At 36.3% G+C, this 18,096-nt stretch carries 18 protein-coding genes; 7 read left to right on the top strand and 11 right to left on the bottom strand.

Features of this window, described 5'->3' with window-relative positions:
- Window positions 1-12: 12 nt before the first annotated feature.
- Window positions 13-441, bottom strand: a complete 429-nt coding sequence (mgsA, locus tag BLT48_RS10180; RefSeq protein ID WP_035021260.1) for a methylglyoxal synthase — start codon at window positions 439-441, stop codon at window positions 13-15.
- Window positions 442-610: 169 nt separating this feature from the next.
- Between mgsA and BLT48_RS10175 the strand changes: the two genes are divergently transcribed.
- From BLT48_RS10175 to BLT48_RS10160, 4 genes are all read left to right on the top strand, one after another.
- Window positions 611-1,129, top strand: a complete 519-nt coding sequence (locus BLT48_RS10175; protein WP_089977734.1) for a type 1 glutamine amidotransferase domain-containing protein — start codon at window positions 611-613, stop codon at window positions 1,127-1,129.
- Window positions 1,130-1,661: 532 nt separating this feature from the next.
- On the top strand, window positions 1,662-4,304 hold the full coding sequence (locus BLT48_RS10170; RefSeq protein WP_089977731.1) for a cation-translocating P-type ATPase: 2,643 nt from the start codon (window positions 1,662-1,664) through the stop codon (window positions 4,302-4,304).
- 835 nt (window positions 4,305-5,139) lie between these two features.
- Window positions 5,140-5,961 carry a glutamate 5-kinase gene (gene proB, locus BLT48_RS10165; RefSeq protein WP_089977728.1) on the top strand — a complete coding sequence of 274 codons (822 nt, stop codon included), beginning with the start codon at window positions 5,140-5,142 and terminating at the stop codon, window positions 5,959-5,961.
- An 18-nt stretch (window positions 5,962-5,979) separates the two neighbouring features.
- Window positions 5,980-7,224 (top strand): glutamate-5-semialdehyde dehydrogenase, encoded by a 1,245-nt coding sequence (locus BLT48_RS10160; RefSeq protein ID WP_089977726.1) that lies wholly within the window; start codon window positions 5,980-5,982, stop codon window positions 7,222-7,224.
- A gap of 66 nt (window positions 7,225-7,290) precedes the next feature.
- Here the strand turns inward: BLT48_RS10160 and BLT48_RS10155 are convergent, their stop codons facing one another.
- The gene (locus tag BLT48_RS10155) at window positions 7,291-7,728 is read right to left on the bottom strand and encodes an Lrp/AsnC family transcriptional regulator (protein WP_035021249.1); all 438 of its coding nucleotides are present in this window, start codon (window positions 7,726-7,728) and stop codon (window positions 7,291-7,293) included.
- A 262-nt stretch (window positions 7,729-7,990) separates the two neighbouring features.
- Here BLT48_RS10155 and BLT48_RS10150 point away from each other — a divergent pair, with 262 nt between their 5' ends.
- Both BLT48_RS10150 and BLT48_RS10145 read left to right on the top strand, forming a co-directional pair.
- Window positions 7,991-9,412, top strand: a complete 1,422-nt coding sequence (locus BLT48_RS10150; RefSeq protein WP_089977724.1) for an aspartate ammonia-lyase — start codon at window positions 7,991-7,993, stop codon at window positions 9,410-9,412.
- A 219-nt stretch (window positions 9,413-9,631) separates the two neighbouring features.
- Complete coding sequence (locus tag BLT48_RS10145; RefSeq protein ID WP_089977721.1) at window positions 9,632-10,762, top strand: NAD(P)/FAD-dependent oxidoreductase; 1,131 nt, start codon at window positions 9,632-9,634, stop codon at window positions 10,760-10,762.
- 32 nt (window positions 10,763-10,794) lie between these two features.
- Here BLT48_RS10145 and BLT48_RS10140 read toward each other — a convergent pair whose 3' ends face one another.
- On the bottom strand, window positions 10,795-11,655 hold the full coding sequence (locus BLT48_RS10140; RefSeq protein ID WP_089977718.1) for a hypothetical protein: 861 nt from the start codon (window positions 11,653-11,655) through the stop codon (window positions 10,795-10,797).
- A gap of 237 nt (window positions 11,656-11,892) precedes the next feature.
- Between BLT48_RS10140 and mscL the strand changes: the two genes are divergently transcribed.
- Entirely contained in the window at window positions 11,893-12,300 is a 408-nt protein-coding gene (gene mscL, locus BLT48_RS10135) for a large conductance mechanosensitive channel protein MscL (protein WP_089977715.1), read from the top strand.
- A gap of 115 nt (window positions 12,301-12,415) precedes the next feature.
- Here mscL and rsmI read toward each other — a convergent pair whose 3' ends face one another.
- From rsmI to tmk, 8 genes are all read right to left on the bottom strand, one after another.
- Window positions 12,416-13,294 carry a 16S rRNA (cytidine(1402)-2'-O)-methyltransferase gene (rsmI, locus tag BLT48_RS10130; protein ID WP_089977712.1) on the bottom strand — a complete coding sequence of 293 codons (879 nt, stop codon included), beginning with the start codon at window positions 13,292-13,294 and terminating at the stop codon, window positions 12,416-12,418.
- Window positions 13,272-13,628: a GIY-YIG nuclease family protein gene (locus tag BLT48_RS10125; RefSeq protein ID WP_089977709.1), complete on the bottom strand. Its 357-nt coding sequence runs from the start codon at window positions 13,626-13,628 to the stop codon at window positions 13,272-13,274. The genes rsmI and BLT48_RS10125 overlap by 23 nt, the downstream gene beginning before the upstream one ends.
- Window positions 13,615-14,337 carry a tRNA1(Val) (adenine(37)-N6)-methyltransferase gene (locus BLT48_RS10120; RefSeq protein ID WP_089978755.1) on the bottom strand — a complete coding sequence of 241 codons (723 nt, stop codon included), beginning with the start codon at window positions 14,335-14,337 and terminating at the stop codon, window positions 13,615-13,617. The genes BLT48_RS10125 and BLT48_RS10120 overlap by 14 nt, the downstream gene beginning before the upstream one ends.
- 120 nt (window positions 14,338-14,457) lie before the next feature.
- Window positions 14,458-15,444, bottom strand: a complete 987-nt coding sequence (locus BLT48_RS10115; protein WP_089977706.1) for an NAD(P)H-quinone oxidoreductase — start codon at window positions 15,442-15,444, stop codon at window positions 14,458-14,460.
- A 187-nt stretch (window positions 15,445-15,631) separates the two neighbouring features.
- Complete coding sequence (locus BLT48_RS10110) at window positions 15,632-15,976, bottom strand: initiation-control protein YabA (RefSeq protein WP_035021230.1); 345 nt, start codon at window positions 15,974-15,976, stop codon at window positions 15,632-15,634.
- Window positions 15,977-16,029: 53 nt separating this feature from the next.
- Window positions 16,030-17,016, bottom strand: a complete 987-nt coding sequence (gene holB / locus BLT48_RS10105; RefSeq protein ID WP_089977704.1) for a DNA polymerase III subunit delta' — start codon at window positions 17,014-17,016, stop codon at window positions 16,030-16,032.
- Window positions 17,017-17,028: 12 nt separating this feature from the next.
- Window positions 17,029-17,358 (bottom strand): cyclic di-AMP receptor DarA, encoded by a 330-nt coding sequence (gene darA / locus BLT48_RS10100; RefSeq protein ID WP_035024045.1) that lies wholly within the window; start codon window positions 17,356-17,358, stop codon window positions 17,029-17,031.
- Between the two features lie 20 nt (window positions 17,359-17,378).
- Window positions 17,379-18,014 (bottom strand): dTMP kinase, encoded by a 636-nt coding sequence (gene tmk, locus BLT48_RS10095; protein ID WP_035021225.1) that lies wholly within the window; start codon window positions 18,012-18,014, stop codon window positions 17,379-17,381.
- Window positions 18,015-18,096: the final 82 nt, after the last annotated feature.

Genomic DNA, 18,096 nt, shown 5'->3' with positions numbered 1-18,096 from the left:
AGCTCCATCTTTTTATTCATATTCTTCTAGCTCTTTTAATTGGGCTTCCCGTTGTACTTTGCGCCATTCCATAAAGCCATTTCCTAAGCCTCGTAATAAAATTTCACTTGTTCCGAGGTTTGTTGCTAAAGGTATCTCATAGACATCACATAACCTAAGCAATGCTGAAATATCTGGTTCATGCGGTTGTGCCGTTAACGGATCTCTCAAAAATATAACTAAATCAATTTTATTGTCCGATACATATGCCCCGATTTGTTGGTCTCCACCAAGTGGGCCTGATTTAAAGCGATGAACATCTAAACCAGTTGCTTCAATAATCCGCTGTCCAGTAGTTCCTGTCGCAAATATTTGGTGATCCTTGATAATTTCTCGATAAGCTGTAGTTAATTTTACCATTTCGTCTTTTTTCTTATCATGAGCAATAAATGCAATATTCATCTCTTTCCAACTCCATTCTACCTTTTATTATTTAATGATAACATGTACTTGATAAAAAAGATAAGACTATGTTAGCGATTACTTTACGTAGAAAAGCCTATTACTTGAAGACACTTTTCATCTGCGTTACACTTATTGTAGTTAAATTTTAAGGAAAGAGGGATTATACATGGGAAAGAAAATTGCAACAGTTGTGACCAATTTATTTGAAGATGTCGAATTCACTTCTCCAAAAGAGGCTTTAACAAATGCCGGTCATCAAGTGATCACTATCGAGAAAAAAGAAGGAAATACTGTTACCGGTAAAAAAGGAGAAACCACCATTACCATTGATAAAGGTATTGATGATGTTTCACCGGAAGAGTTCGATGCACTATTGATTCCCGGTGGTTTTTCACCAGATCAATTAAGATCAGATGATCGATTTTTAGCGTTTACCAAGGCATTCGCTGATGCTAAAAAACCTATTTTTTCAATTTGCCACGGTCCACAACTTCTTATTAACGCTGAAGTTGTTAAAGGCAAAAAAATGACGGCTGTTAAACAAGTGGGCGTCGACTTAAAAAATGCAGGTGCATTATTTGAGGACAGCGAAGTTGTAGAAGACGAAAGCGGCATTATCTCCAGCCGTACACCAGAAGATCTTCCCGCTTTTAATAAAGCAATCGTGAATGCTTTAGCGGATTAAGGATTAAATAATTAATTTTTAATTTAATTCCATTAAATTTTTTACTTGTTTATCATAGGATATTTAGTTGGTTATGATAAATTATAGGTGTTGTTAAAATAAACTGAATTTATTTTCACTCTCTTTTCTCCCCCTATTGAAAAGAGTCTTATCCCCTAGCTATCTCTTAATTGAGGTAGCTTTTTTATTTTTACCATTACCTTAAGAGATATATAAAACTTTCATCACATTTTCTTCATAACTTATCGTTATAGTTTACTTATACCAATAACAACCAACTTTTTTATATTGCCTTTTCTCCTCCAAAGTAAATGGCAATGACTCCTCTACCACCCTTTTTATATGGGTGGGTTTTTTTTTGCCTAAATTAATATTGCCCTACTAATTTTTTAATATTACTTACTTTTTTTCAAGCTCCTAACTTGACAAAAACAAAAAAAAATTGGTATACTTATATAAACAAACAAGTGGTTGCTTGTCTAACTTACTTGTTACATCCATTTTGTTAAAAATACTTATTAGGAGGAATGTTATGGATTTTAGAACAAAAAAATTAGATTCCATTATATCACAGTTCAACAGTAACGCAGAAACAGGGTTATCCCCGAAGGAAGTAGAAGAACACAAAAAACAATTTGGTGCCAACCAATTTGATGAAGAGGAAAGTGTTTCTTTATTTTCAAAGATTCTTGATCAACTAAAAGATGTCACCGTTATTATCTTGATCCTTGCCGGAATTATCTCCACGTATATTGCCATCACTGAACACCCCGACGATTTCTCAGAACCTATTGTCATCTTCTCTATTATTGTCATCAACGTTGTTATTGCTCTAAGACAGGAAGGAAAAGCGGAAAAAGCTTTGGCTTCGCTGCAGAGTTTATCTGCTCCACAAGCGCGCGTTATACGAGATGGTCAAGAAGACGTTGTTGACGCTATCGAGTTAGTACCAGGAGACATTATACTATTAGAAGCAGGTGATCAAATACCTGCAGATGCTCGCTTAATTTCTAGTGGTGATTTACAAGTCGAAGAGTCTGCTTTAACTGGCGAAAGTGTGCCCGTTGAAAAAGACGAAAACGCCGAAATTGAAGAAGACAGCCCTGTTGGTGACGTATTTAATACGGTTTTTTCTGGAACCTTAGTTACCAATGGACGAGCAAAAGCTATCGTTGTAACAACTGGTATGGAAACAGAAATGGGTTCTGTTGCAAACTTATTGAACAGTACCAAACAAGGAAAAACACCTTTACAATCTAGAATGGATGGTTTAGGAAAACAAGTAAGTGTTATAGCTTTAATTGCTGGGATCATTATTTTCACTTTAAGCTTCCTTCAAGGAGAAGCTTTTATCCTTAGCCTAATGACAGCTGTATCACTTGCTGTTGCAGCCGTTCCTGAAACCTTACCTGTTATCGTCACTATTTCATTAGCTAATGGTGTGAAAAACATGGTAGATCGTAATGCGATCATCCGGACCATCCCTTCCGTTGAAACTTTAGGTAGTGCTTCTGTTATTGCTTCAGATAAAACAGGAACATTAACTCAAAATCAAATGACCATTCAAAAGCTTTGGGCTTTTCCTCATAAACCAATAAATGTAAAAAATGAGTTTGGCGATGATGAAAAATGGGTTCTTAAGATGATGAGCCTAGCCTCAAATGCGGCTATTGAAGATCGTGATGGCGAGGAAGTTATTAGTGGAGATCCTACTGAAACAGCGATTATCCGCTTGCTACAGAAAAAAGGACTGCAAAAAGATGATTTAGATGCGTCTTATCCACGTGTACACGAAATCCCTTTTGATTCTAGTCGTAAGTTGATGACGACTGTTCATGAGATAGATGGGCATTACATTTCCATTACTAAGGGAGCTTTTGATCGTTTACCCGTTGAATTTTCGTCTATTACAGATGAAGTAGGTCAAAATGCACGAGATATCCATGACTCATTTGCTAATGATGCTTTACGTGTTATTGCTGTTGGATATAAAACATACGACACACTTCCAGAAGATTTAAGTCCCGAAGAACTTGAAGATGGGATTACATTTGCTGGGATCGTTGGAATGATTGATCCTCCAAGAGAAGAAAGTATCCAAGCCGTTAAAGAAGCCAAGTCCGCTGGTATTAAAACCATTATGATTACTGGTGACCATGCTGCTACAGCTTCTGCTATTGCTAATCAAATCGGTATTTTTGAAGAAGGCGATAAAGCCATCACAGGTGCTGAATTAGGTAAACTTTCAGATGAAAAATTAAAAGAAACCATTCGTGATTATTCCGTTTATGCACGTGTGTCTCCTGAAGACAAGATTCGAATCGTTAAAGCTTGGCAATCACATGGAGAAGTTGTAGCCATGACCGGAGACGGTGTCAATGATGCACCCGCCTTAAAAGCAGCTGATGTTGGTACTGCTATGGGAATTACCGGTACTGAGGTTGCTAAAAGTGCTTCGGACATGATCTTGACCGATGACAAATTTGATACCATTGTTCATGCTGTTGAAGAAGGTAGACGTGTTTATGAAAACATCAAAAAAACCGTTTATTTCCTATTATCATGTAACATTTCAGAAATTCTCATTATGTTAATTGCTGTTATTATGGGCTGGGGCTTACCAGTCATTGCTATCCAACTACTATTTGTTAATGTAGTAGCGGATGGAATTCCTGGTTTTGCATTAAGCAGAGAAAAAGCTGATCCAACTATTATGACTAATGAACCAACAGCTAAAGGTGAAAGCATCTTCGCTAAAGGCGGCTATCGAAATATTGCGATTGCAGCTCTAACGTTCACCATTACGACTCTTATTGGTTTCTATGTTGGCTCATTTATTGATATTGATTCTTCGATTACCGCAAGTCATGAAGTTGGTCAAACAATGGCATTTTTAATTCTTGGTTGGTCTTCTGTACTGCATATTTTCAATGCACGTAGCAAAGAATCTATTTTCAAAGTTGGGATCACATCCAACATGAACTTGTTCTGGTTAGCAATGCTCTCAATTGCATTGATTACTCTAGTGGCTACTGTACCATTCTTAGCTGGTATTTTTAACTTAGTTGCTATCAGTATGATGCATTGGTTGATCGCTATTGGACTATCACTTACTATTCTTATAGTAGTTGAACTACAAAAATTCATTATGCGTAAAATGAATAAAACGTTTTAAAGCGGTTGTTAAATAAATGATTTTTGATTCCCTAAACTCTTATAAAAAACTCTAAAAATAAAAATCGTCAAGTGAAAGACTGGAAACAGCCTTTCTGCTTGGCGATTTTTTTAGCTTTTGGTACGTATAATGCTCTTAAGTACCGTATGCTTCATTTTAATTGGCACTTACGGTACGTTTAGGGCTTTTAAGTACCGTATGATCCGTTTTAATTGGCGCTTATGGTACGTATAGGGCTTTTAAGTACCGTATGTTTCGTTTTAATTGGCACTTACGGTACGTTTAGGGCTTTTAAGTACCGTATGATCCGTTTTAATTGGCACATACAGTATGTATAGGGCTTTTAAGTACCATATGATTCGTTTTAATTGGCACATACAGTATGTATAGGGCTTTTAAGTACCATATGATTCGTTTTAATTGACGCTTACGGTACGTTTAGGGCTTTTAAGTACCGTATGATCCGTTTTAATTGGCACATACAGTATGTATAGGGCTTTTAAGTACCATATGATTCGTTTTAATTGACGCTTATGGTACGTATAGGGCTTTTAAGTACCGTATGCTTCGTTTTAGTTGGCACATACAGTACGTATAGAGCATTTACGGTACGGTGATAGAGTGCTGTTCTCAAGTACAAGTTTCATCAAATTCTTTTACACATTAATGTCCCTTAAATGAAAAAAACTCTTCTACCTCAGAAAGTACAAAAATGAGAAAAATTAGTTTTTTGTCTTAGAAACTGGTAAAATAAAAGGAATAGAGTAGATGATGATTTAATGACGTTATTGGTTAAATCAAAACAACTATTTCAGGTTTATCAAGTATAGAATGGATGAAAAAAATGACGACTACTTCTCGACAATTATTATCTTCTTGTAAACGGATCGTTGTAAAAGTTGGAACCAGCACAATCATGTATCCTAATGGTACTATTAATTTACAACGTTTAGAAAAATTAGCTTTTGTCTTATCTGATTTAAAAAACCAAGGTAAAGAAGTAATTCTAGTATCTTCTGGAGCTGTGGGAGTAGGTATCTCTCGTCTGCATCTTAGTGAGCGACCAAGAACAATTCCCGAACAACAAGCTGTAGCTTCTGTAGGCCAAACCGAATTGATGAATTTATACAGTAAATTCTTTTACGGCTATGGACAAATCATCGGCCAAGTTTTAATGACACGTGATATTGTAGAATTTCCAACTAGCCGTCTAAACGCAATTAACACTTTTGAACAATTGCTTGTAAAAGGTATTATTCCAATCGTAAATGAAAATGATACTGTTGCAGTTGATGAATTGGATCACTTAACTAAATTCGGTGATAACGATCGTCTATCCGCTATTGTTGCAGAAATTACGGACGCTGATTTGCTGATTATGTTATCAGATATTGACGGGTTTTATGATAAAAACCCAAACGATGAGCCTGACGCTGTTCTCTTTCACGAAATTCACACCATTACGGATGACTTATACGCTCTTGCGGGTGGAAAAGGATCTAGCTATGGAACTGGCGGAATGTCTACCAAGTTGATTGCTGCTAATCATATTTTAAAAAATACCAGTCAAATGGTATTGGCTAATGGTGAAGACCCCACGATTATTTTTGATATTATTGATGGCAAACAAATAGGAACCTTATTCTCAGCTGACTAAATTAGAAGGAGTGTTTTTATGGAAACATTGATTCAATTAGGTGAAAAAGCAAAGAAAGCGGCACGCTCGCTTGCAAGAGCTACTTCACCTGAAAAAAATGAAGCATTAAAATTAATGAGCCTAGCTTTGATTGCTCACACAGACACTATTCTTACAGCAAATAAGGTAGATTTAACAGCTGCTAAAGAAAACGGAATATCAGAAAATATGATGGATCGTTTAATCTTAACTAAGGAACGCATCGAAGCTATGGCTGATGGAATCCTTAAAATAGCCGACTTACCCGATCCAATTGGAAAAGTTGATGGAATGTGGAAAAACGAAGCTGGATTGACGATTGGAAAACAACGTGTTCCATTAGGAGTCATTGGGATCATTTATGAATCTCGTCCAAATGTAACGACCGACGCAGGATCATTGTGTTTCAAGGCCGGTAACGCGGTCATTTTACGGGGCGGTAAGGAAGCCATCCATTCAAATAAAGCGCTCGTTCGCATCTTGCAAGATGCACTTGAAACAACAGTTTTTCCTGCTACAACGATTCAATTGGTTGAAGATATCACACGCGAAAGTTCTAACGAAATGATGCGATTAAATCGTTATTTGGATGTTTTGATTCCACGTGGTGGAGCAAAATTAATTCAAGCCGTTTTAGAAACAGCTACCGTCCCTGTAATTGAGACTGGAACAGGAAATTGCCATATCTATATTGATAAAGATGCTCAATTAGCAATGGCAACTGATATTATTGTAAACGCCAAATGTTCTAGACCTTCTGTATGCAATGCTGCTGAAACCTTATTGATTCATGAAGACGTAGCGGAAAGCTTTTTGCCTGTAATTGAAAAAGCTTTAGCTCCGTGGAATGTTGAATTAAGAGCAGATGAAAAAGCCTTATCCTATTTAAAAAAAGCCATACCAGCTACTCAAGAAGACTGGGAAACAGAATTCTTAGACTTTATCTTAGCTGTTAAGGTCGTTTCTTCTCTAGATGAAGCGATTGAACACATTGACCGTTACAGTACTGGCCATTCTGAAGCCATCGTGACAGATGATTATGCTTCAGGTCTCCAATTTCATCGCGAAGTTGACTCTGCTGCTGTTTACATTAATGCTTCTACTCGTTTTACGGATGGTTTCGAATTTGGATTTGGTGCAGAAATTGGAATAAGCACTCAAAAATTACATGCCCGTGGACCAATGGGTCTAAATGAACTGACTTCATCCAAATACATTATCTTTGGTGAAGGACAGATTCGATAAAACTTAGCCATAAAATAAAAAAAGATCTCACTTTCCCATAGAAAGCGAGATCTTTTTTATGTCCTTCTATTCTTTTAACTGAATCCCTCTTGGTTCTATGCTAGTTGAAAAAACAATCTGTGTATAAGTTTTTCCAAACTGCTGTAATTCACCGATAAACCCATCCAGCTCAACTGTAGATGGAAAAGCTACTTTTAAAAGCATGGAGTACTCTCCGGTTACACAATTGCATTCAAGAATATTAGGACACGCTTTTACAAATGGATAAAATGTTGGTTTTTGCTTAGGGCTCAATTCCAAATTGATGAACGCAGTAATATGATAACCTAACTTATGTAAATTTATTTGAGCTGAATAGCCTGTAATAATCCCTTCATTCTCTAAACGAGCAATCCGTGCAGAGACGGCTGGAGAGGATAAAAATGTTTCAGCAGCAATCTCTTTTAATGATGCTCGTGCATTATCTCCCAATAATTGAATAATCTGTTTATCAATACTATCCATTTTATCCCATCCTTTTCTTAAGATTTTCTTTCTATTTAGATTATACAGATTGAGGTAGACATTTCAAACTTAAAAAACTTTACGCTTAATAAAACAAAGTTTAATCAGTCAAATATCGTATTATCTAATTTAAAAAACACCTATACCAATCATTTGTTTTTTCTTATTCTTTGGCTATTTACTCCTCGGTTCCAGCATGGTATCTTTTAAAAATAGATTTTTACAAAAGTCTTTTACCCTACATTTGAGGAGTGTGACAGAAATGAATACACGAATAGAATTTGACTCAATCGGCAGCTTACCCATTCCAAATGAAGCTTATTACGGAGTACAATCTCTAAGAGCAAAAAAAAATTTTTCCTTATCTGGTGAAATGCTGCATCCTATCCTCATAAAAAAATTAGCACTCATAAAAAAAATAGCTGCACTCACTAATTATCAAGAAAAAAACCTATCCGCTTCAATTGCAGAAGCTATCTGTAAAGCAAGTGATGAAATTATTGCGGGACACTTTCAAGATGATTTTATTGTTGATGCTATTCAAGGAGGTGCCGGAACTTCAGCAAATATGAATATGAATGAAGTTATTGCACACCGTGCCAGTGAAATTCTTGGAGGAACAAAAGAAACTTATGAACTGGTACACCCTAATGATCACGTGAACTGTTCTCAATCAACGAATGATGTTTTTCCAACAGCCGGAAAGCTAACGGTCTTAGAACTGCTGCCACAACTCATCTCAACTCTTACCTCTTTAGAAAAAACATTGGAGCGAAAAGCAACAGAATTTTCAAACGTTATTAAAATGGGAAGAACGCAATTGCAAGATGCTGTACCTACAACTTTGGGACGTTCTTTCAAAGCCTATCAATCCGCTGTTCAACGTGACATTCAACAGTTAACTACGATAACAAGTGAGATGTATACTCTTAACATTGGCGCTACAGCTATTGGAAATAGCATTAATGCCTCAGCAGGTTATTCAGCGACAATTGCCAAAAATCTTGCCCATGAACTGAAGTTGCCCTTACAGCAAGCTGATGATTTATACGATGCTACTCAAAACGTTGATGGATTCGTTCGTGTTTCAGGAGTTGTAAAAACAGCTGCTGTTACTCTCTCTAAAATGTGCCATGACCTCCGTTTATTGTCTAGCGGCCCAAAAACGGGTTTCGGAGAAATCAATTTGCCCGCAATGCAAAATGGCTCTTCAATCATGCCTGGAAAAGTTAACCCGGTCATTCCAGAAGTCGTCTCTCAAGTAGCTTTTCAAATTATAGGAAATGATCTTACGATTACCATGGCTGCCGAATCTGGTCAACTTGAACTAAATCCATTTGAACCTATTATTTTCCGGAATCTTTTCAGCTCTATAGAACTGCTGACAAATGCCGTGATGACCTTAACAGATAACTGCATTATCGGCATTACTGCCAATGAAGCACACTGTCGGAATCAAGTTGAACAAAGTCCCGGAATCGTTACCGCTCTTTGTCCTTTGATCGGTTATCAAAAGGCAAGTGAATTAGCAAAAGAATCTTTACAAACTGGACGTTCCATTCGCCATATTCTCCTTGAAAAGAATTGGCTATCACCAGAAAAAATCAATGAACTTCTTGATTTAGAAAAAATAGCTAAAGGTATTGTTTCATCAAATCATGTCCCAATCTCCATAATAGTTTAACTAGTTTGAGATACTCGTTAAAAGTGACCACTTTTCATAATGAACGATAAGTTTTTCCATTCTTTCAGTAAATCTCATTTATAAAAATTACTATTTGTTTTATACTTAGTCATATTATGATTCTTTTTATTGGTCTTGGATAGTTGATCCAAGAATGATATAAAGAATTTTTTTATACCTATACGCAAAGTACGGTTGTAATGAAAAGGATGAGGATTAATGACACAACGTAAACGAATTGCACTAGTCGGCGGTGGTATCGTAGGCGCGACCGCTGCATTTTACCTTAGTCAAAAAAATTATGAAGTAACTCTTTATGACGATGGTGTAGGACAAGCCACTTCTGCTGCAGCTGGGATCATATGCCCATGGCTATCTCAAAGGCGCAATAAAGAATGGTACCAACTGGCTTCAAAAGGAGCTGCTTTTTATCCACAACTAATGGATGATTTAGGCGAATCGCTTACTCATTCAGATATTTATCAACAAGTAGGTGCTTTAGTCTTTAAAAAAAATCTTGGTTTATTAAAAAAGTTAGAAAAAACAGCGCTCAAACGTTTAGAAACCGCTTCAGAGATTGGGGAACTGGCTCTTCTATCTCCGAAAGAAATCAAAGCTAAGTTCCCATTATATGACTCTGAAGACTCGGCTTTATTTGCTTCAGGTGGTGCGCGAGTTGACGGCTCTTTATTGACAGAAAAGCTGATCACTCAAGCTCAATCTAATGGTCTTGGGTATTATTCAGAAAAAGTCACCCTTTCTTCCACAAATTCAAGTGAATATGTTATCCATACCAAAACCCATGCTAAAACGTATGATACTGTTGTTTTAGCAGTTGGTGCCTGGCTACCCGAATTATTAGCTCCACTTGGTTTAAACGTTGATATTCGTCCACAAAAAGGACAGTTAATTCAACTTCATTTACAAGAAGAGATGTCAAATTGGCCTGTTATCATGCCTGATGGTGAAAAGGATATCATACCTTTCGCAAATGGAAAAATTATTGTAGGAGCTACACATGAAAATGATGGCGGCTATGATTTAACTCCTACTACAGAAAAATTAGAGCTCATGCTAGAAGAAGCGATAGATATTGCTCCTGGATTAAAAAATGCCACCATTACGGGAATACGAGTAGGGACAAGAGCCTATACGTCTGACTTTGCACCTTTTTTTGGCGTTGTTCCCGAGTACCCTAACCTTTTTACAGCTAGTGGTTTAGGGTCTTCAGGTTTAACTTCTGGCCCGTTGATTGGTCACATGTTAAGCCAAATTATCTCAGGTGAAGCTACTGACTTACCACTCTCTAACTATCCAGTTGAACATTACATTAAAAAAATAAGGACTTGAGATAGTTATCTCAATTCCTTATTTTTTAGTATCTAAAGAGTAGAATCTGTTCCAGTGAATACAGAGTATTCACCTGTTAATGGATCCATTTTTTTCAATTCATTTGTTGCTAAATTGTATTCGAACATGCCCACCATATTTGAGATTCCTACTCCATCCACCTCATGTGAATGACGAATTTCAATTGTATAGATTTGTTCCGTTGTTTTCGTTGCATAAAACTGATTATCTTCTGGCGATATTCCAGTAATCGAAACAACTTTATCTAATACTGTATTCAGCTCTTCTTCAGGTGTCGGTGTTGCTTCAGTGGTTTCTTTACTAGCTTCTTCTGCTGCTTTCTTAGCAGCTGTGTCTTTTTCTGTTAACCAACTACCAATTTCGTCATCTGAAGCAGTTTTGATATCCTTACCTGTAGCTGTTGTAAATTCCTCAGCAGCTAAATCAGAAGTTCGTTCCGTTTTATAAGTAGAATTTTCAATAAGCGCTGTAGCTTTATCTGCTTTAGCTTTTTGGGCTTGAGCAAACGTTATGTCTTCTTTTAAACTTGTAGCTTTTGTTTCGATATCATTGTACTCAGATAAGTCATTTTGTAGCAATAGGCCAATTGTACCTGCAGCTTCATCATATTTTTCAGCATCATACTGAGCTAATCCATCTGTATACATTTTATTATAGGTTTCTTGTAATGAAACTTCTTCTGTTGATGAATCTGTTGCTTGTGAGGATGTTGATTCGGATACAGTTGACTCCGATACAGTTGATTCTGATACAACAGACTCTGATTGTGTTGCTTCAGAAGTTGCTCCTTCATTTTCATTATTCGTTCCACAAGCACTTAATGCCACCATGCTTAAAGAGATGATTAATAGACGACTCCAATTTTTTTTCATTTCTTTTCCTCCTTGTAAAACTTTTTCTTACTGTTATTATATCTTATTTCATCTAACTCCTCATTCATTTAAAATAATTTAGTGAAATTTTATTATTTAAGCATTATTTCATTTGATTTTATGAAGTGTTCTGCATGATGGTTGACAATAAAACAAACCTTCTGTTATAGTTAAATGAATGAACAGGATAGTTGAATGCTAAAAGATGTTTGTTTTATCCTTATATGGAGGTGAAATATGAAAAAATTTATGGACGAATTTAAAGAATTTGCTTTCAAAGGAAATGTTCTTGATTTAGCCGTCGGTGTTGTTATTGGTTCTGCCTTTACTGCCATTGTTACTGCTCTTGTCAACTTTATTATTATGCCTCTTGTAGGTATTTTAACCGGTGGAACGGATATCCAAAATCTATCCATCGAAGTTGGAGGCGCTAAATTAGAATATGGTGCTTTCTTGCAAGCAGTTGTGGATTTCATTCTAATTGCACTTGTTATTTTTATCTTTATTAAACTCATTAATAATGCTGCAAATAAATTTAAAAAAGCCGAAGAAGTTGTTGATGAAGTTGAAATTCCGGTAGCGGAACAATACCTTAAAGAAATTCGCGATTTATTAGCAGAAGATAAAAAAAATCGTAACAGCTAGGTTTTAGGTAATAGCTTAGCACTTAAGCACTAATAGCATTAAAAAGCATTTGCTTTCCTCTGGAAGACTATTCCATGAAGAAGGCAAATGCTTTTTTAAACTTATTTTTAGAACTCTAAAATTCATGAAATGCTGCATAGACTTCTTGTTTTTTTAACCCTCGTAATTTAGCAACTTCTTTAATAGCCTCTTTACTAGTAATATCTCTGTCGCTTATCATTACATCAACATGCTCTTTTAGTGATAAATCTTCCCAACTAGTGTCTTCTTCTGCTAGCAGAGTTCCTTCACTATTTCCTTCAATAATTAAACAAAACTCGCCTCTAATTTCATTTGTCATAGACCATTCAATCGCTTCTTCAATCGTTCCTCTGATAAATTCTTCATAGCGTTTCGTTAATTCACGGCAACAAACAATACGGCGATTCATTCCAAAAACGGTTGACATATTTTTCAAAACTTCTTTTAAACGGTGTGGCGATTCATATAAAATAATCGTTTCAGGGCGATGATTCAACTCTTCTAAAGCAAAGAGTTGATCTTTTTTCTTACGCGGTAAAAAGCCAAAGAAATAAAACGGCTGAGGGCTTATCCCTGAAGCAATCAATGCTGTTAGTCCAGCATTTGCTCCAGGCAAAGGAATAACTGGAATCCCAGCTTGGATACAAGCTACCACTAATTCATGACCAGGATCACTAATAGAAGGCATTCCTGCATCACTTACTTGCGCAATCATCATTCCCGTTTCTAATTTTTCAATCAGTTGATGGATTCTTTCTTGTGTATTGTGCTCATGAAAACTGATTTGAGGAGTTTTTATTTCATAGTGATTCAACAATTTTTGTGTTGTACGTGTGTCTTCAGAAGCAATCAAATCCACTTCTTTTAACAATCTTACTCCTCTAAACGTCATATCTTCCAAATTGCCAATAGGCGTAGGGACAAGGTATAAACTTCCACCTTGAGATTGCTCAAAACTCTTTTGACTCTGCATTTTTTTCACCTTCCTTTATGTTCATTTGTTCCATATTTATTAAACAAGGATTTGTTGATTCAATGGGAAACGTAATTCCTTGATTGGTTAAATAAATGAGTTTATTTTTCCTTGTTTGTTTTTTAAAAGCATATTCTGCTTTTGTCGCTTCGCTTCTAGAATAGTACCCTTCTGCATAAATCATTTTTACCGGTCTTCTCGTTTGGGGCTTAGTATACTTAGCCCCAACACCTTGATTGTGCTCTGATTCTCTTCTCTCAAGATCTGTCGTATATCCGCCATACAAACTACCATCTTGACAATATAAGACATAAAAGTAACTAACGGATTCCATGCAGCATCGCACTCACTTCTGGTAGATAATTGTTATCCTCACTATATACAAATAACGGAGGTAAAACACGAAAGCCTGTATCTTTCCCATCTTTTATCCCTTCAATCAGCAATGTATTGGCTTCTTTCCCAACTTTAGGGTAAACCAAACGCATCTTTTTAGGAGCAATTCGGTGTTTTTTCATGGTTTCCAAAATTTCAATTAATCGATCAGGACGATGGACAAAGTAAGCTTTCCCATTCATTTTCAATAGATCGCTCGAAACTTTCATGACCTCATCTAAATTCGTATGCAACTCATGTCTGGCAATTGCTAAATGAGAATTAGGATTTTTTATACTTTTTTCTCCCACAGCAAAGTATGGTGGGTTACACGTCACTGTATCCACAGTATCTTTTTGAATCCACTTGGTTGCGTCACTTAAATTTCCATGGAGAATAGAAACTTGGTGTTCTAGTTCATTTAATTGGATCGTTCTTTTTGCCATGCCAACCAGTCTTTCTTGTATTTCAATTCCAATAATCGGACTACTTGTTTTTTGACTGAGCAATAAACCAACAACTCCATTGCCTGCACATAAATCAACCACTTTGGCGCGATTGTGTTTAGCAGGTTGAGCAAAATCCGCTAACAATACTGCATCTAATGAAAATGAAAAGACTGATGGGCTCTGGATGATGGATAAGTTGTGACTGAGCAACTGATCCATCCGTTCATCACCTTGTAACCACTGATTCACTATGACACTTCCTTCAATTATCTTCGTTTTGACTGTATAAAATAGTATTTTCCCCAACAGGTTGTAAGTAATTTTCTATTTGTGACTCGTTTATTCTTTAATTTTCAAAATAATTTTTCCTGTATTTTTACTTTCTTCCATATAACGATGAGCTTTGGCTACATCCTCAAGCATAAAAATAGTATCTACAATAGGTTTGATTAATTTTTTTTCAAAATAAGGCATAACATTTTCAATAAATTCATTGGTTAACTGAGCTTTATACTCATCGCTTCTCGGTGTTAGCAACGTACCTTTTAGGGTGATTCGTTTTTGCAATAACATACCTAAATTGACATTTTCGACTATTGCTCCACCTAATACGCCGATAACAATCCATCGTCCATCGGTTTTTATGCTGTTAAAATTCTTTTTCCAATATGAAGCCCCAATGAAATCTAGTATCAAATCAACACCTTTTTGTTTAGTGTAGTCTAGTACGATTTGATCAAACTCTTCTTCTTTATAATTAATTAGTTTATCTGCACCCAGTTCCTTACAAAACTGCAATTTCTCATCCGAACCAGCAGTAACAATGACTTGTGCTTTGGTCATCTTTTTTGCCAACTGAATAACCGCTGTTCCTACACCACTTGCTCCTGCATGAATCAAAACCGTTTCTTCTGGTTTTAAATTCCCTAACCAATAAAGGGTTTGGTAGGCCGTTAGAAAAACTTCTGGGATAGCTGCTGCTTCTTCATCGCTCATATTATCCGGTATGATAATGGCGCGATCTGAAGGCATTGCTACATACTCTGCATAACCACCATGATTCACTAGTCCTGCAACGCGTGTTCCAGGAACCAATTCTTTATGATTCACATTATTATTTTCAATTACAACCCCTGCAACTTCCACTCCTAATATTGGATACGGCTTAGACAATTGTTTATTTTCGCGCGTCATGATATCGGTTCTATTTATAGCACTGGCTTTAACCTTAACTAACAACTGACCTTCTTTGGCTTCCGGAATTGGTTTTTCTTGGATCTCTAATGCTTCGCTACCACCTGGATTTTTAATGGATACAGCTTTCATTATCTGCAATTCCTCCTTCGTTTTCAGTTAATTTCACTATAACATGGAACGGTTGTCTTTTATATGAACCTTCTTTAACTACTCATCCACTAAACTAACGGCTGTATGATCAAAATCGAGGATAAACACAAAAAACTTGTAGCCATTTCATCCATACGGTTACAAGTCTTTTTTATTCAGTTCGCGGTTATCTTCTTTCGCCATAAATAACATCTAAACAAAAAGCGCAAGGCTCGTCATTTACTCTTCTTGAACCATAAAATACATTACACACATGAAATCCGTCTTCATACAATTTTTCAAGATTTAAACGCGATTTACTCATTTCTGGTTCCACAACTTCCTCATCTGATCGTTGCAGCTTTTCAAGATCACTTAACCGGTCTCTCAAGTGTTGATTTTCAATACGAAGAGTAGCATTCTCTTCGACCAATGTTTCAACCTCTTTTTTAATTTTAGAAATTTGATGAAGAGTAGTATCCGTATCAAGTTCTATTTGAGTAAAACTATCATATAAAGTTTTTTTGTCCATCCATTTTCACCCACTCTTTGCTAGGATCATCGTTTTAGCCATCTTATACTTTTTTACTTCATTAATTGTAAAACTAGTTGTTCAAAAACACCTTGAGCATTAACATTGCTCTCTAGTTTTTTGCGACTGAGTAAGACTGCTTCAATAGCTTGCACAATGGCTTTACTTGAATACTGTGTTTTAATGTGATCTAATTCTTTTTGGTACCGTGCATATGCTAATACATCAACTGTACCATAATGGAGCATCAATATATCTCGGTAGGCTAACAAAATTAAATCTACTAACCTTCGATGTGCATCGCGATCCTTAAAATGAGGCATAATCGTTGTTTGTACATAAACAAAACTTTGATTATCTTTATTTGTAATCAGTGTAAACCATTTCCAAATAATTGTTTTAGCTTCTTGAAACCACTCATCTTCATTCAGTTCCAGCGCTTCTTCTACACTATTGGTCAATTGCACCAACAATGATGCCTGATTAGTTGAAAGTCCTTTAGCTTCAAGTTCAGTCATCAATTTCTTTTTAGTTAAAGATTGAAAATGAACCAACTGACATCTCGATAAAATAGTTGGGAGTATCCGGTTCTTAGCAGTTGTCAATAAAAATGCTACGGCGCTACCTTCAGGTTCTTCTAAAAATTTGAGCAAACTATTCGCAGCCCCTGGAGTCATTTTTTCAACATCTTCAACAATGAAGATCTTCTGTTGACTTTCTACTCCGCTTTTTGAAAACTCCGCTTTTAAATTACGAACTTGTTCTACTTTTATAGATAAGCCATCTGGCACAATTTCTATCACATCTGGATGTTGATGATCAAAGACGCGTCGGCAGTTTTGGCAGTTTTCACAAGGGAGATTTTCAGAACCTTCTTTGCAAAGTAAACTAGCTGCTAACCACAAACTCATCTCTTTTTTACCGGTTCCTGAAACGCCTTCAAAAAGGTACGCATGAGCTAATTGCTTTTGTTGTGCTGTCTTTTTGAATTGCTTAAGTAATAAAGGCTGTAGCCAAATTAATTTTTCTTCGATTTTCATCACGACCCGGATTTAAAATTGTTGAAACTGATCAACTGGTAATACAAAGACAGTAGCTCCACCGACTTGAACTTCCACTGGATAAGGCATATTTGTTTCCATAGAAACATCTAAACTGACAGGAGGAGTCATAAATTGTTCTCTAGATTGACAATTTTTACGAATAAGGTCTAACACGTCATCTACACGTTCTTCCTCAACACCTATAATAAAAGTTGTGTTTCCTGCTTTTAAAAAGCCTCCAGTTGTTGAAAGCTTGGTTGCACGTATGCCTGCATCTACAAATTCATTAGACAGACGTCCTCCGTCTTTATCTTGAACTATCGCTAATATTAATTTCATCACACATCAACCCCTCTTTTTTATACTCTTAGTTTCTCAATAATAACATGGTAACATTGTTCTACAACTGTTTCTAAATCTTGGCTTGCATCAATCTGAACAATTCTCTCAGACTGCTCTTTTGCAATCGTTAAATATGCCGATCGAACCTTTTCATGAAATTCCAGTGTCTCTTGATCCAAACGATCAAATTGGCGATTATTTTTATTTTGGTTGATCCGTTCTAAACCCGCATGAGCTTCAATATCTAAATAAAGCGTTAAGTCAGGAGAAAGATTTTCTGTTGCAAATTGGTTTATTTCAGCTACCTCAGAGGTTCCAATACCACGAGCGACTCCTTGATAAGCCAATGAACTATCTACAAAGCGATCACAAACCACTACTTTTCCGGCTTTTAAAGCTGGAATGATTTTTTCTACTAAATGCTGCCTTCTACCGGCTGCATACAATAATGCCTCTGTACGTATATCCATTTCAGTATTCGTTGGATTTAAAATAAGTTCACGAATTTCTTCGGCGATCCGACTTCCGCCAGGTTCTCTTGTTGCAACAATCTCTTGTTGAACTGCTTGTACCAACATTGGGATCAATTTCTTTATAACGCTGGTTTTACCTGCACCATCGGGACCTTCAATTGTAATAAATGTGCCTTTCACTATTCTAAGCCCCTAACTTCTTAATTTAGCTTTATAGCTACTTTCATTATACTGTATCTATGGCTGACAGTCTAATAGCTTT

Source organism: Carnobacterium viridans (genome assembly GCF_900102725.1).
Taxonomy (GTDB): Bacteria; Bacillota; Bacilli; order Lactobacillales; family Carnobacteriaceae; genus Carnobacterium_B; species Carnobacterium_B viridans.
Note: the sequence above shows the minus strand (reverse complement) of the source record. Positions and strands in the feature narration are given on the sequence as shown.

Excerpts from the sequence above, each read along its gene's own strand:
- mgsA (WP_035021260.1), bottom strand. The coding sequence starts at position 441 with ATGAATATTGCATTTATTGCTCATGATAAGAAAAAAGACGAAATGGTA.
- BLT48_RS10175 (WP_089977734.1), top strand. The coding sequence starts at position 611 with ATGGGAAAGAAAATTGCAACAGTTGTGACCAATTTATTTGAAGATGTC.
- BLT48_RS10170 (WP_089977731.1), top strand. The coding sequence starts at position 1,662 with ATGGATTTTAGAACAAAAAAATTAGATTCCATTATATCACAGTTCAAC.
- proB (WP_089977728.1), top strand. The coding sequence starts at position 5,140 with ATGAAAAAAATGACGACTACTTCTCGACAATTATTATCTTCTTGTAAA.
- BLT48_RS10160 (WP_089977726.1), top strand. The coding sequence starts at position 5,980 with ATGGAAACATTGATTCAATTAGGTGAAAAAGCAAAGAAAGCGGCACGC.
- BLT48_RS10155 (WP_035021249.1), bottom strand. The coding sequence starts at position 7,728 with ATGGATAGTATTGATAAACAGATTATTCAATTATTGGGAGATAATGCA.
- BLT48_RS10150 (WP_089977724.1), top strand. The coding sequence starts at position 7,991 with ATGAATACACGAATAGAATTTGACTCAATCGGCAGCTTACCCATTCCA.
- BLT48_RS10145 (WP_089977721.1), top strand. The coding sequence starts at position 9,632 with ATGACACAACGTAAACGAATTGCACTAGTCGGCGGTGGTATCGTAGGC.
- BLT48_RS10140 (WP_089977718.1), bottom strand. The coding sequence starts at position 11,655 with ATGAAAAAAAATTGGAGTCGTCTATTAATCATCTCTTTAAGCATGGTG.
- mscL (WP_089977715.1), top strand. The coding sequence starts at position 11,893 with ATGAAAAAATTTATGGACGAATTTAAAGAATTTGCTTTCAAAGGAAAT.
- rsmI (WP_089977712.1), bottom strand. The coding sequence starts at position 13,294 with ATGCAGAGTCAAAAGAGTTTTGAGCAATCTCAAGGTGGAAGTTTATAC.
- BLT48_RS10125 (WP_089977709.1), bottom strand. The coding sequence starts at position 13,628 with ATGGAATCCGTTAGTTACTTTTATGTCTTATATTGTCAAGATGGTAGT.
- BLT48_RS10120 (WP_089978755.1), bottom strand. The coding sequence starts at position 14,337 with ATGGATCAGTTGCTCAGTCACAACTTATCCATCATCCAGAGCCCATCA.
- BLT48_RS10115 (WP_089977706.1), bottom strand. The coding sequence starts at position 15,444 with ATGAAAGCTGTATCCATTAAAAATCCAGGTGGTAGCGAAGCATTAGAG.
- BLT48_RS10110 (WP_035021230.1), bottom strand. The coding sequence starts at position 15,976 with ATGGACAAAAAAACTTTATATGATAGTTTTACTCAAATAGAACTTGAT.
- holB (WP_089977704.1), bottom strand. The coding sequence starts at position 17,016 with ATGAAAATCGAAGAAAAATTAATTTGGCTACAGCCTTTATTACTTAAG.
- darA (WP_035024045.1), bottom strand. The coding sequence starts at position 17,358 with ATGAAATTAATATTAGCGATAGTTCAAGATAAAGACGGAGGACGTCTG.